Annotated in this window: 12 protein-coding genes; 5 read left to right on the top strand and 7 right to left on the bottom strand. The window is 73.3% G+C overall.

The window, feature by feature from the left end:
* From AKI01S_RS37200 to AKI01S_RS37190, 3 genes are all read right to left on the bottom strand, one after another.
* On the bottom strand, positions 1 to 452 hold a 452-nt coding region (locus AKI01S_RS37200; RefSeq protein WP_218009963.1), incomplete at its 3' end, for a hypothetical protein.
* 113 nt (positions 453 to 565) lie between these two features.
* Entirely contained in the window at positions 566 to 925 is a 360-nt protein-coding gene (locus AKI01S_RS37195) for a DUF4233 domain-containing protein (protein WP_084000628.1), read from the bottom strand.
* Positions 922 to 2,301 (bottom strand): bifunctional folylpolyglutamate synthase/dihydrofolate synthase, encoded by a 1,380-nt coding sequence (locus AKI01S_RS37190; protein ID WP_067828960.1) that lies wholly within the window; start codon positions 2,299 to 2,301, stop codon positions 922 to 924. Before AKI01S_RS37190 ends, AKI01S_RS37195 begins: the two co-directional genes overlap by 4 nt.
* Before the next feature lie 177 nt (positions 2,302 to 2,478).
* Between AKI01S_RS37190 and AKI01S_RS37185 the strand changes: the two genes are divergently transcribed.
* Positions 2,479 to 3,729: a folylpolyglutamate synthase/dihydrofolate synthase family protein gene (locus tag AKI01S_RS37185; protein WP_067828945.1), complete on the top strand. Its 1,251-nt coding sequence runs from the start codon at positions 2,479 to 2,481 to the stop codon at positions 3,727 to 3,729.
* Here AKI01S_RS37185 and AKI01S_RS37180 read toward each other — a convergent pair.
* A complete protein-coding gene (locus tag AKI01S_RS37180) occupies positions 3,689 to 4,534 on the bottom strand; it encodes a hypothetical protein (RefSeq protein WP_067828941.1) in 846 nt (281 codons plus the stop codon). The two genes, AKI01S_RS37185 and AKI01S_RS37180, sit on opposite strands and share 41 nt — an antisense overlap.
* Before the next feature lie 82 nt (positions 4,535 to 4,616).
* Positions 4,617 to 5,306 (bottom strand): ComEA family DNA-binding protein, encoded by a 690-nt coding sequence (locus AKI01S_RS37175; RefSeq protein ID WP_067828939.1) that lies wholly within the window; start codon positions 5,304 to 5,306, stop codon positions 4,617 to 4,619.
* A 112-nt stretch (positions 5,307 to 5,418) separates the two neighbouring features.
* Between AKI01S_RS37175 and AKI01S_RS37170 the strand changes: the two genes are divergently transcribed.
* A complete protein-coding gene (locus AKI01S_RS37170; RefSeq protein WP_067828936.1) occupies positions 5,419 to 6,000 on the top strand; it encodes a sugar O-acetyltransferase in 582 nt (193 codons plus the stop codon).
* 56 nt (positions 6,001 to 6,056) lie between these two features.
* Here the strand turns inward: AKI01S_RS37170 and AKI01S_RS37165 are convergent, their stop codons facing one another.
* Positions 6,057 to 8,666, bottom strand: a complete 2,610-nt coding sequence (locus AKI01S_RS37165) for a valine--tRNA ligase (RefSeq protein ID WP_067828933.1) — start codon at positions 8,664 to 8,666, stop codon at positions 6,057 to 6,059.
* A gap of 174 nt (positions 8,667 to 8,840) precedes the next feature.
* Here AKI01S_RS37165 and AKI01S_RS37160 point away from each other — a divergent pair, with 174 nt between their 5' ends.
* The 3 genes from AKI01S_RS37160 (at position 8,841) to AKI01S_RS37150 (ending at position 11,121) form a co-directional block, all read left to right on the top strand.
* Positions 8,841 to 9,593: a hypothetical protein gene (locus AKI01S_RS37160; protein ID WP_157420435.1), complete on the top strand. Its 753-nt coding sequence runs from the start codon at positions 8,841 to 8,843 to the stop codon at positions 9,591 to 9,593.
* Between the two features lie 93 nt (positions 9,594 to 9,686).
* A complete protein-coding gene (locus AKI01S_RS37155; RefSeq protein ID WP_067828928.1) occupies positions 9,687 to 10,493 on the top strand; it encodes a sensor histidine kinase in 807 nt (268 codons plus the stop codon).
* Positions 10,456 to 11,121 (top strand): response regulator transcription factor, encoded by a 666-nt coding sequence (locus AKI01S_RS37150; RefSeq protein ID WP_067828925.1) that lies wholly within the window; start codon positions 10,456 to 10,458, stop codon positions 11,119 to 11,121. Before AKI01S_RS37155 ends, AKI01S_RS37150 begins: the two co-directional genes overlap by 38 nt.
* 133 nt (positions 11,122 to 11,254) lie before the next feature.
* Here the strand turns inward: AKI01S_RS37150 and clpX are convergent, their stop codons facing one another.
* A complete protein-coding gene (gene clpX, locus AKI01S_RS37145; RefSeq protein ID WP_067828924.1) occupies positions 11,255 to 12,529 on the bottom strand; it encodes an ATP-dependent Clp protease ATP-binding subunit ClpX in 1,275 nt (424 codons plus the stop codon).
* Between the last annotated feature and the right edge of the window lie 96 nt (positions 12,530 to 12,625).

The raw sequence follows: 12,625 nt of genomic DNA, 5'->3' as shown, positions 1-12,625 counted from the left end.
ACGGCGCGGGCGGACAGCCTGCGGGCGGCGACGGCGGCGGGCGGGACGGCCAGCAGCAGCGCGGGCAGGCTGAGGCCGGTGGCGCGCAGCAGGCCGCGCAGCCCGTCCGGCCCGAGGCCGAGGGCGGCCCCGGCGTCGTCGACGACGTTGAGGGTGGTGTCCGGCAGCGCGAACGCGACGGCCGGGACGACGGTGAGGGTCGCCAGCAGCGCGGCCGCCCACGCCGCCCGCCCGCCGCGGGGATCGGCGTGGGGGTCGGCATGGGGATCGGTGTGGGGGGCGGTGTCCGGGGCGGCGAACAGCCGGTCCGCCACGTCCTCGGGGGCCCGCTCGGGCCGGGGGGCGCGTCCGGCGAGGCGGGCGAACGCCTCCGGCGCGTCCAGTTCCTGGGTGACGTCGAGGTCCCGGGGGGCGAACGGATCGGGGTCGGATGCAGGGGTGGTGGGGGACACGGCCCTCTCCTTGGGCGATGATCACCCGCCGACATTTCCCGAATGCCTGTTTCGCGCATTAAATGCGAATAGTGAAGACCGGCGGATGAATTGGCGGTGCCGTCCCCGCGAATTTAGCGCGCCTGCGCGCTCTCCGCCTTGCGACCCATCCAAATCGCCGTTCCCCAAAGCGCCCCGAAAAGGACGCCGAGGAAGAACATGGTCGGCACCATGAGCCCCGTCGCGAAAATCGCGACCTGGAGGACCGTGCCCACCGTGACACCCCACGGGAAACGCAGCAGCCCGGCCGCCAGCAGGCAGACCACCGCCAGCCCGCCGCACACCGCCCCGGCGAGCGCGCCGTCCACCTTCTGCACCGCGACCGCCACCGGGATCGCCAGCGCGATCACGACCGCCTCGCAGGTCAGCACGGTCGCCAGCAGCCGGCGCACCGGGTTCGCCCCCGCGCCGCCCCGTTCTCCCGCCCGGCTCACTTGTTCTCCTCCACGCGCAGCAGGACCCGGGCGTCGCCGACGGTGACCACCGAGCCGGTGACCAGCACGCCCGCGCCCTGGTACTCACCGGTCTCCTCGGCCAGGCCGATCGCCCGGTCGATGGCGTCGTCCAGGCGGTCGGCCCGGTGCACCCGGTCGGCACCGAAGATCCCTTCGGCGATGTCGTACAGCTCGTCGGGCGGCAGCGAGCGGGGCGAGGAGTTGCGGGTGACCACGATCGCGGCCAGCACCGGCTCCAGCTGCTCCAGCACGCCCTCCACGTCCTTGTCGGCCGCCGCCGCGAACACGCCGACCAGCCGGCTGAACGCGAACGACTCGGTGATCGTCTGCACGCTCGCGGCCGTCCCGGCGGGGTTGTGCGCGGCGTCCAGCAGCACCGTGGGGCCGGTGCGGACGACCTCCAGGCGGCCCGGCGACGCCGCCTTGGCGAACCCGCTGCGCACCAGCGCCGGGTCCAGCTGCCCCTCGCCGCCCCCGGTGAACTCCTGGCCGGGCGCGATCCGGGTGGCCGCCTCCAGCCCGGCCGCCGGGGTCGCGCCGCCGCCCGCGAAGGCCTCCACGGCCGCCAGCGCGACCGCCGCGTTGCTCGCCTGGTGCTCCCCGAACAGCGGCAGGAAGATCTCCTCGTAGGAGCCGCGCAGCCCCCGCAGGCCGATCTGCTGGCCGCCCACGGCCAGGTCGCGGTGCAGCACGCCGAACTCGATGCCCTCGCGCGCCACGGCCGCGCCGGTCTCGGCGACCCGCCGCAGCAGCACCTCGGCCGCCGCGACCGGCTGCTGCGCCAGCACCGCCACCGCGCCGGGCTTGATGATCCCGGCCTTCTCCCCCGCGATCTCCTCGACGGTGTCGCCGAGGTAGCGGGTGTGGTCCAGGCCGATCGGGGTGACCACGGCCACCTGGCCGTCGGCGACGTTGGTGGCGTCCCAGGACCCGCCCATGCCGACCTCGACGACCGCCACGTCCACCGGCGCGTCGGCGAACGCCGCGAACGCCATCGCCGTCAGCACCTCGAAGAACGACAGCCGCCCGAGGCCGGAGTCGGCGTTCTTGGCGTCGATCAGCTCGGCGTAGGGGCGCACGTCCTCCCAGATCTCGACGAACCGCTCCTCGGACACCGGCTCGCCGTCGACCGCGATGCGCTCGCGCAGGGTGGTCAGCTCGGGGCTGGTGTACAGGCCGGTGCGCAGGCCGCGCTCGCGCAGCAGCGACTCGATCAGCCGGGCGGTGCTGGACTTGCCGTTGGTGCCCGCCACATGGATGACCGGGTACGCCCGTTGCGGCTCGCCCAGCAGTTCCACCAGGTCGCGCACGCGGTCGAGGGTGGGGTCGATCTCCCACTCGACGCCGCGCCCCATGATCTCGGCGATCGCGCCCCGATAGTCGGTCGGCTCTGACTGACTCACGTTGCCCTGCTTCTTCCCGGCTGGCGTCTTCCCCGGTCCGCGCGCCGCGCGGACCGGATGTCACTGGACCATCGAAGCCTACTCGGCCCCGTCCCGAGCCTCGTCCCGCCCCGCTGGGATCATGGAGGGGTGGCTTCCGACGAGGTGTTCTTCCGCGAGTGGCGGGGCCGCGCCCCCGGGGAGAGGCGCGACGTGGGGCGGGCGCGGGCGCTCGCGGCGGCGCTCGGGCTGTCGCGCGAGGTCGGCGTACCGCTGCTGACGGTCGTCGGGTCCAAGGGCAAGGGGACGGCGGCCACCTACGCCTCGGCCTGCCTGGTCGCCGCGGGGCTGCGGGTCTGCACGGTCACCAGCCCCGGCCTGCGGAGCGACCGGGACCGGGTCCGGGTGGACGGGCGGGCCGTCGCCGACCTGGGGCCGCTCGCCGAGCGCCTGGCGCGGGCCATGGCCGGGCTCCCGCCGCGCCGCGCCGGCTACCTGTCGCCGTCGGGGCTGTTCCTGCTGGCCGGGGTGCTGCACGCGCGCGACATCGGGGCCGGGGCGCTGGTGCTGGAGGCGGGGATGGGCGGGCGCTCCGACGAGGTGAGCCTGTTCGCCCCCACCGTCGTGGCGGTCACGTCGGTCTTCGGCGAGCACCTGGGGGTGCTCGGCGACTCCCCCGCCGCGATCGCCGCCGAGAAGGCCGCCGTCGCCGTCCCGGGAACGCGCGCGGTGGTCTCCGCGCCGCAGCCGCCGGAGATCCGCGCCGCCGTGGAGCGGACGGCCCGGGACGTGCCGGTGGAGTACGCCGAGGGAGGGGCGGTTCCGGCCGGGCTGCTTCCGGCGGGCCTGGGCGCGGTGGGCGCCGAGGTCGGGGTCGCCGCGGCGCTGCGGCTGCTGGACGCGGCGGGGCTGCCGCGCCCGCGCCCGGAGCCGCTGCGGGCCGTGCTGGGGACGGTCTCGCTGCCCGGGCGGCTGTCGTGGCACCGCATCCCCGGCGCCGCGACCGAGGTCCTCGCCGACTCCGCGATCGACCGGACCGGGGTCGGGGTCGCGCTGGACGCGGCGCGGGAGCGGTGGGGGGAGATCGACCACGTCCTGGTCTGCCTCCCCGACCACAAGGACCTGGCGGGCGCGGTCGAACGCCTCGGCGCGCTGCCGGTGACCTACGTCCGGCTGCCCTACGGCCACCTGCGCTTCACGCGTCCGCTGCCCCCGCACTGGCGGGTCCTCGACGCCGCCGACCTCACCGCCGAACTGCTGGCCGGGCTGGGACGGTACGTGGTCGCGCTCGGCACCGTCTACTTCGTCGGCCTGGTGCTGGACCTGGTCGGGGCCGACACCGAGCGCCTGTTCGACGGCGTCAGCGGGGCCGCTCCACCTCCGGGCGCAGACGGCGCATGAGGTCGCGCAGCTCGGCGGGCCGCGCCAGCGCGGACGGCGTGTTGGAGGCGACGACCCCGTAGGAGGTCTCGGTGGCCCACGCGCAGTAGGCGTGCACGTCGGCGAGCACCGCGAACGTCCCGCAGACCGCCTGCCCGCCGTTCCTGGCCGGTGCGGCCGGACCGGTCCTGATCGTGGTGCTGGGCCGGGCGCGGCGCAGGAACGCGGCCGGGTCGCCGACCGCGCCCGTTCCGCCCATGAACAGGACGTTCCGGGCGCCGTCGAGGTAGACGGCGACGGCGCGTGGCCCCGCGACCGCGCCGTTCTCGACGCCCGCCGAGACGAACGGGTAGGCGGCTCCGGCGGCGGGCTCGCGGGTGTCCTTGCGCATCCCGGCGACGCTCGCGGGCGTGACGATCTTGTACTCCGGCGGCCCGGAGAACCGGGCCAGGGCCGCGTAGCCGCCCGCCGCCACCGCCAGGACCAGCACCGCGCCGGCCGCCAGCCCGACGACGATCTTCGGTCCGCCCCGCCGTCCGGCGGGCGCGGCGGCGGGCGCCAGGACCGCGTCCACCACGGCCCGCGGCGCGGGCCCGGGGTGCGGCGGCGGCTGCTCGGGGGCGGGCGGGGGCTCGGGAGCGAAGTCCGCGACCGTCGGCATCGGGCCCGACACCCTGGAAGGGGCCGCGGCGTCCTCGTCCTGCTGGAGCCACCACGGCGGCGCCCCGCCGTAGGACGGGCCCGGGATCTCCTCCCCCACCCGGGGGACGGCCCGCGGGACGCTCAGGTCCTCCGGTTCCTGGACCTGAGGCGACGAATCGGCCATCGAACTCCCCGCGCGTCACATACGTCCCAAACCTCGCTGAACACCGGATCGTAGCCCGAACCGGGAGTGTTCAGCGCACGGTTCAGCGCAGATACAGGCCGTACTCGATCAGCTCGGGGAGCAGCTTGGGCGGCAGGTCGGCGACGGTGGCCAGGTCCTCGGCCGAGGAGAACCCGCCCGCCTGCTCGCGGATCTCGACGATGCGCCGGGCGGTCTCGGGGTCGATGCCGAAGCGGGTGAACTCGTTGGCCGGGACCATGTTCACGTCGATCAGGCCGCCGTCGTCGTAGGGGCGGCGGTCGGCGGGCATGTCGGTGCGGCCGATGGACAGCTCGCGCGCCATCAGCGGGTTCTGGTGGGCGAGATGGCGGGCCTCGGCGCGGCGGCGGGCGCGGGCGGCCACCGCCTGGACGGCCATCTGGTTGGTGTGCTCGGGCGGCAGCGGCCGGGCGTTCGGGTTCCACGGCTGGGGCGGCGGCGGCACCACGGGCTTGCGGGACGCCATGACGATCGCGTGGACGATCCAGACCGGCGCCCACGCGCCGCAGGTGAAGATCGTGATCACCAGGTGCGCGATGTGCCAGTTGCCGTCGTTGTTCGCCGGGACCGCGACCGGCTGCGGGGCGGGCGGCGGTGGCGGCGGGCCCGGCGGCGCGGGCGGCTGGATGTGGACGTTGATGACCGGCTGCTGCTGGGGCGGAGGCGGGATCCGGGGCTGCGCGTGCGCGTGCGGCTGGGGCTGTCCCGGCTGCTCGTGTGGCTGCTCCGACATGCGCACCCCTCAGTCTCCGTGACCGCCGAATCCCAGTGTACGAACCTGCCTAACAGGGACGAACGGGATCACGCGCGCGTTCCCTGGGGCGGCGGAGCGTACGCTCGCAGGCATGCCCACGGACCACTTCGCCGACGATCCGCGCACCAACCTCGAACGGATGCTCGCGGGCGACCTCTACATCGCCGACGACCCGGAGATCGACCGGCGGCAGCGGCACGCGATGCGCCTGGCCGCCCGCTACCAGGCCCTCTACCCGGAGGACGCCGGCGCCGCCGGGGCGGTCCTGGCCGAGCTGCTCGGCTCGGTCGGCGAGGGCGTCGAGGTGCGGCCGCCGCTGTACGTCGACTACGGCACCAACATCTCCATCGGGGCCCGCACCTTCGTCAACTACCACCTGACCGCGCTGGACGTCGCGCGGATCACCATCGGCGAGGACTGCCAGATCGGCCCCAACGTCCAGCTGCTCACCCCCACCCACCCCGTGGAGCCGGGGCCGAGGCGGGACAAGCTGGAGGCCGCGCTCCCCATCACCATCGGCGACAACGTCTGGCTCGGCGGCGGCGCGATCGTGTGCCCCGGCGTGACGATCGGCGACAACTCCGTCATCGGCGCGGGCGCGGTCGTCACCAGGGACGTTCCCGCCAACGTCGTCGCCGTCGGCAACCCCGCCCGGCCCGTCCGCGAGATCTGACGGGACGCGGAGGGGGCGGGCCCGGCCGTCCGGATCCGCCCCTCCCGAACCGCGGGTCAGGCGGACGGCAGCGCCGCCAGCTGGCCCTGGATGCGTTCGATGTCGGCCTCGGCCTGGGCCAGGCGGGCGCGGTTCTTCTCCACCACCGCCTCGGGGGCCTTGGCCATGAACGCCTCGTTGGACAGCTTCCGGCCCATCTGCTCGACCTCCTTGCGCGCGGCGGCCAGGTCCTTCTCCAGCCGCTTGCGCTCGGCGGCCACGTCGATGGCCCCGGCGGTGTCCAGGCGGACGACCGCGCCCTCGACCGGCAGGGAGGCGGTGGCGGCGAAGCCCTCCTCCGGCGCGGTCAGGCGCAGCAGGGAGCGCACGCCCTCCTCGTGGGCGGCCAGCGGCGAGTCGCCCCACTCCAGGACGGCGGCGACCTTCTGCCCGGCCTTCAGGCCCTGGTCGGCGCGGAACCGGCGGACCTCGGTGACCAGCCGCTGCAACGACTCGATCAGCGCCTCGGACTCCTTGTCCTCCCACTGCGGGTCGGCGGTCGGCCACGCGGCGGTGACGATCGTGTCCCGGCCGGTCAGCGTCGTCCACAGCTCCTCGGTGACGAACGGGATCACCGGGTGCAGCAGCCGCAGCAGCTTGTCCAGCACCTCGCCCAGCACGCGGCGGGTGGCCCCGGCGCGCTCGTCGTTCAGTTGGACCTTGGACAGCTCGACGTACCAGTCGCAGACCTCGTCCCACGCGAAGTGGTACAGCGCCTCGCACGCCTTGGCGAACTCGAAGCCCTCCAGGAGCGCGTCCACCTCGGCGGTCACCTGCTGGAGCCGGGACAGGATCCAGGCGTCCACGGTGGTGACCTCGTCGGGCAGGTCGCCGTTCACGTGCGCGCCGTTCAGCAGGGCGAAGCGGGCGGCGTTGAACAGCTTGTTGCAGAAGTTCCGCGAGCCCTGCGCCCACTCCTCGGCGACCGGCACGTCGCCGCCGGGGTTGGCGCCGCGCAGCAGCGTGAAGCGGGTGGCGTCGGCGCCGTAGCGGTCGATCCAGTCCAGCGGGTCGACGACGTTGCCGAACGACTTGGACATCTTCTTGCCGTGCTGGTCGCGGACCATGCCGTGCAGCACGATCTGCTTGAACGGCTCGACCCCGTCCATCGCGTACAGCCCGAACATCATCATCCGGGCGACCCAGAAGAACAGGATGTCGTAGCCGGTGACCAGCGCCGAGGTCGGGTAGAAGCGCCGCAGCTCGGGCGTGTCGTCGGGCCAGCCGAGGGTGGAGAACGGCCACAGCGCCGAGGAGAACCACGTGTCGAGCACGTCGCCGTCCTGCGTCCACCCGGCCGGGGGCTCCTCGTCGGGGCCGGGGCAGACGGTCTCGCCGTCCGGCCCGTACCAGACGGGGATGCGGTGGCCCCACCACAGCTGGCGGCTGATGCACCAGTCGTGCATGTTGTCGACCCACTCGAAGTAGCGCGGGGCCATCTCCGGCGGGTGGATCTCGACGCGGCCGTCGCGGACGGCGTCCCCGGCGGCCTTGGCCAGCGGGGCGACCTTGACGAACCACTGGAGCGACACGCGCGGCTCGACGACGGTGGAGCAGCGCTGGCAGTGGCCGACCGCGTGCTCGTAGGGGCGGACCTCCTTGACGATCCGGCCCTGCTCGCGCAGCGCGGCGACCACGGCGGGCCGGGCTTCGAACCGGTCCAGTCCCTGGAACGGCCCGTGCGCGGTGATCACGCCGCGCTCGTCCATCACCGTGATCGACGGCAGGTCGTGGCGGCGGCCGATCTCGAAGTCGTTGGGGTCGTGCGCCGGGGTGACCTTGACGCAGCCGGTGCCGAACGCCGGGTCCACGTGCTCGTCGGCCACGATCGGGATCCGGCGGCCGGTCAGCGGCAGCTCGACCTCGGTGCCGACCAGGTGCCGGTACCGCTCGTCCTCGGGGTGGACGGCCACGGCGGTGTCGCCGAGCATCGTCTCCGCGCGCGTCGTGGCGACCACGATCTCGTCGCTGTAGCGGATCGAGACGAGCTCGCCCTCCCGCTCGGAGTGCTCGACCTCGATGTCGGACAGGGCGGTCAGGCAGCGCGGGCACCAGTTGATGATGCGCTCGGCGCGGTAGATCAGGCCGTCGTCGAACAGCCGCTTGAAGATCGTCCGGACGGCGCGGGCGCGCCGCTCGTCCATGGTGAACGCCTCGCGCGCCCAGTCCACGCTGTCGCCCAGCCGCCGCATCTGGCCGAGGATGCGCCCGCCGGACTCGCCCTTCCACTTCCAGACGCGCTCGACGAACGCCTCGCGGCCCAGGTCGTGGCGGGACAGGCCCTCCTTGGCCAGCTCGCGCTCCACGACGTTCTGGGTGGCGATGCCGGCGTGGTCCATGCCGGGGACCCACACCGTCTCGTGGCCCTGCATGCGGCGGCGCCGGATCAGCGCGTCCTGGATGGAGTGGTCCAGGGCGTGGCCCATGTGCAGGGAGCCGGTGACGTTCGGGGGCGGGATGACGATGGAGTAGGCCGGACGGCTCGGGTCACGCTCGGCGTCGGCGGCGAACAGGCCCTCCGATACCCAGCGTTCGTAAAGCCGGCCCTCCACGTCCGCGGGTTGGTACTGGGTGGGCAGATCGACTTCGGCGGCAACCGTGCCGCGCTCATTGCTGGGCGTTGTCACGGACCCGAATTGTACGGGGCGCGGGCCGGTAGGAGGTGCGGGACCGGTGCGGATAACGTGCATGCGTACTGTGCCCCGATACGGCACAGTTCATAGCAGCGAATAAACGACCGTCCCGGCTGTCCCCTCCGGCCTCGCCCCCCGTGAGCCCGCCGGGCCGAACGAGGAGTTGACATGAGCGGCTGGAACTCTCCGCCTCCCCCGCCCGGCGGGGGCATGCCCCCGGGCCCCGGGGGTTACGGCCCCCCGCCCGGCCCGCCCGGACCGGGTGGTCCCTACGGCCCGCCGCCCGGCCCCTACGGCCCGCCCGGAGCCCCCGGGCCCTTCGGTCCCCCGCCGCACCGCAGGTCCAACGCCGGGCTGGTCATCGGCCTGGGCGCGGGCGCGCTGGTGCTGCTGCTGGTGGTCGTGGTCGCATTCGTCGCGCTGAGCGGCGGCAAGGAGTACACGATCAGCCCGCCGACGACGGTCCTCGGCCACACCCGCGACTCCGCCATGGAGTCCCGGATGAGCAGCCAGATGAGCGGGATCCAGTCGCAGATGCGGACGGCCGCCAAGGGCAAGATCGACGACTTCGTCACCGCGTTCTACAAGAAGGACTCCGGCGGCACCAGCTCGACCGTGCTGCCCGCGGGCGTGGTGTTCGTCGGCGGCACCGGCGACATCGGCGACCCCGAGTCGTTCATCAAGGGGTTCAAGGAGGCCGGCAGCCGCGGCGGCAGCCTGGTGATCGACGTCGACCCCGGGACGCACGGCGGCGAGGCGGCCTGCGGCCGGGTCAGCAGCGGCGCGGTCTCGCTGGTGCAGTGCGCGTGGGCGACCTCCAGCACGTTCGGCGTGATCGTGCCGACCACGACCAGCGAGTCGACCACGAGCGCCGCGGTCACCATGCGCCTGTTCCGCTCCGAGATCGAGCGGGAGAAGTAGTTCCCGCCCGGGCCGGGACACCGGTCACCTGACCTCGGGTCGCCCCACCCGCCATCCTGGAGATCCACGGAGACGGGTGGGGAGGGAGCCGGGATGCGAGCGGGACTGGCGCGCGCCGCCGGGCTGGCGGGCGCGTTCGCCGCCGGGGCGGCGGTGGCCCGGCTGACCGGCTTCGGGCCGCTGGTGCGGCGCACCGCCCACCTGCAGCGGTCCCGGGAACGCATCCTGGCCGCCCGCGAGGAGGAACGCCGCCGCCTCCGGCACGACCTGCACGACGGTCTCGGCCCCACGCTCGCCGGGCTGGCGCACTCCCTGGACGCCGCCCGGCTCACCCTGGCCGACGACCCGCAGCGCCTCGACCCCGTCCTGACCGACCTGCGCGACCGGCTCGCCGTCGCCGTCGGGGAGATCCGCGAGATGGCGCACGGCCTGCGCCCGCCCGCCCTGGACGACCTGGGCCTGGTCGGGGCGATCGAGGCGCTGGCGACCGACTGCTGCGAACGCGTCGACGTGCGCTTCGACGGCCCTCCCGAGAACCTGCCCGCCGCCGTGGAGGTCGCGGCCTACCGGATCGCCGCCGAGGCGGTCGCCAACATCCGGCGGCACTCGCGCGCCCGGGCCGCGTCCATCCTGCTGAGCCGCGACGGGGACCTGCGCCTGACGGTCACCGACTCCGGCGTCGGGCTGCCCGAGACGCGCCGGACGGGCCGGGGCCTGCCCGCGATGCGCGAGTGGGCCGCCGAGGTCGGCGGCGACTTCATGATCACCTCACGGCCGGGGGGCGGCGTCGTCGTCTCGGCGCGCCTCCCGGCGTCCGCGCCGGGCTACCATCGGCCTTCCAACGGCGAGAACGGGCGAGGCAATGGAAAAAGACGGCATCCGGGTCCTGATCACCGATGACCACCCGGTCTTCCGGGAGGGCCTGAAGGGGCTGCTCCACGCGCTCGGCGGGATCGAGGTGGTCGGTGAGGCCGAGTGCGGTCCCGACGCCGTCCGGATGGCCGCCGAGCTCCAGCCCGACGTGGTCGTGATGGACCTGCACATGCCCGGCGGGAACGGCATCGAGGCCACCCGCACCCTCACCCGCGCCAGCCCCCGGATCGGCGTGCTGGTGCTGACGATGTTCCGCGACGACGACTCGGTGTTCGCGGCCATGCGCGCGGGCGCCCGCGGCTACCTGCTCAAGGAGTCGGGAGCCGAGGAGATCGCCCGCGCCGTCCGCGCGGTCGCCGCGGGCGAGGCCATCTACGGCCCCGAGATCGCCCGCCGCGTGCTGACCTACTTCACCGACATGCCCGACCCGCGCCAGGCGGCGTTCCCCCAGCTCACCGAGCGGGAACGCGAGGTCCTGGAGCTGATCGCCCAGGGCCGCAGCAACAGCGAGATCGCCGCCGCCCTGTTCCTGAGCCAGAAAACGGTCCGCAACCACGTCTCCAACATCTTCATGAAGCTCCACGTGGCCGACCGGGCCCAGGCCATCGTCCTGGCCAGGGAAGCGGGCCTGGGAGAGTCGAAGACCGCGACCTGACCCACGAACCCGGCGGGGCGCGAAAGAGGGGGCGCAGGGGGACGGAGTCCCCCGACCCCAGCCCCCACCCCGAAAAACCAGAAGCCCCAACGGCCCGAAGGACCGCCGGGGCTCCGGCATGAAAGCTCAGGCGCTAGGCGCTCTTCTCCCGGGGCTCCCGCTTGGTCCGCTCGCGCGGGACCAGCGTCGGGTTGACGTGCTCCAGCACCGCCTCACGGGTGATCACCACGCGGGCGACGTCCTGTCGCGACGGCACCTCGTACATCACCGAGAGCAGGACCTCTTCCATGATCGCGCGCAGTCCGCGGGCGCCGGTGCCGCGCAGGATGGCCTGGTCCGCGATCGCCTCCAGGGCGTCGTCGGTGAACTCCAGGTCCACCCCGTCCAGCTCGAACAGCCGGTGGTACTGCTTGACCAGCGCGTTCTTCGGCTCCGTGAGGATGTTGATCAGAGCCTCGCGGTCCAGGTTGTGCACGCTGGTGATCACGGGGAGGCGGCCGATGAACTCGGGGATCATGCCGAACTTCAGCAGGTCCTCGGGCATCACGTCGGCCAGCACGTTGGCGGACTCGTCGAAGTCGGTCTTGGAGCGGATCACCGCGCCGAAGCCCATCCCCTGCTTGCCCACCCGGGACTCGACGATCTTCTCCAGGCCCGCGAACGCGCCACCGCAGATGAACAGCACGTTGGTGGTGTCGATCTGGATGAACTCCTGGTGGGGGTGCTTGCGCCCGCCCTGCGGCGGCACGCTCGCGGTGGTCCCCTCCAGGATCTTCAGCAGGGCCTGCTGGACGCCCTCGCCCGAGACGTCCCGCGTGATCGACGGGTTCTCGCTCTTGCGAGCGATCTTGTCGACCTCGTCGATGTAGATGATCCCGGTCTCGGCCTTCTTGACGTCGTAGTCGGCCGCCTGGATCAGCTTCAGGAGGATGTTCTCGACATCCTCGCCAACGTATCCGGCCTCCGTCAGCGCCGTGGCGTCCGCGATCGCGAACGGGACGTTGAGGAGTTTCGCGAGCGTCTGCGCGAGCAGCGTCTTCCCTGATCCGGTGGGGCCCAGCAGCAGGATGTTGGACTTGGTCAGCTCGACCGCGTCCTCCCGCCCGGTGTCACTGGACTGGATGCGCTTGTAGTGGTTGTAGACGGCGACCGAAAGGGCCTTCTTCGCCGTCTCCTGCCCGATGACGTAGGAGTCCAGGAACTCGTAGATCTCCCGCGGCTTGGGCAGGCTGTCCCACTTGAGGTCGGAGGTCTCGGAGAGCTCCTCCTCGATGATCTCGTTGCAGAGATCGATGCACTCGTCGCAGATGTACACGCCCGGTCCCGCGATGAGCTTCTTGACCTGCTTCTGGCTCTTCCCGCAGAACGAGCACTTGAGCAGGTCACCACCGTCGCCGATGCGTGCCACCCAACTGTCTCCTTTTCGTGGGGCCGCTCGCCTCAAAGGGTCGCGGTGCGGCTCGGTTACGTCCCGAAGGCTCCGTCGGACCACCTCCGCTCGCGC

This window comes from Actinomadura kijaniata NBRC 14229 (genome assembly GCF_001552175.1).
GTDB classification, from domain to species: Bacteria; Actinomycetota; Actinomycetes; order Streptosporangiales; family Streptosporangiaceae; genus Spirillospora; species Spirillospora kijaniata.
The sequence above is the reverse complement of the archived record's forward strand: the minus strand, read 5'-3'. Positions and strand labels throughout refer to the sequence as shown.

What these genes read in the sequence shown, in the direction of transcription:
- AKI01S_RS37190 (WP_067828960.1), bottom strand. Translation starts at nt 2,301, where the DNA reads ATGGGGCGCGGCGTCGAGTGGGAGATCGACCCCACCCTCGACCGCGTG.
- AKI01S_RS37180 (WP_067828941.1), bottom strand. Translation starts at nt 4,534, where the DNA reads ATGGCCGATTCGTCGCCTCAGGTCCAGGAACCGGAGGACCTGAGCGTC.
- AKI01S_RS37175 (WP_067828939.1), bottom strand. Translation starts at nt 5,306, where the DNA reads ATGTCGGAGCAGCCACACGAGCAGCCGGGACAGCCCCAGCCGCACGCG.
- AKI01S_RS37170 (WP_067828936.1), top strand. Translation starts at nt 5,419, where the DNA reads ATGCCCACGGACCACTTCGCCGACGATCCGCGCACCAACCTCGAACGG.
- AKI01S_RS37160 (WP_157420435.1), top strand. Translation starts at nt 8,841, where the DNA reads ATGAGCGGCTGGAACTCTCCGCCTCCCCCGCCCGGCGGGGGCATGCCC.
- AKI01S_RS37155 (WP_067828928.1), top strand. Translation starts at nt 9,687, where the DNA reads ATGCGAGCGGGACTGGCGCGCGCCGCCGGGCTGGCGGGCGCGTTCGCC.
- AKI01S_RS37150 (WP_067828925.1), top strand. Translation starts at nt 10,456, where the DNA reads ATGGAAAAAGACGGCATCCGGGTCCTGATCACCGATGACCACCCGGTC.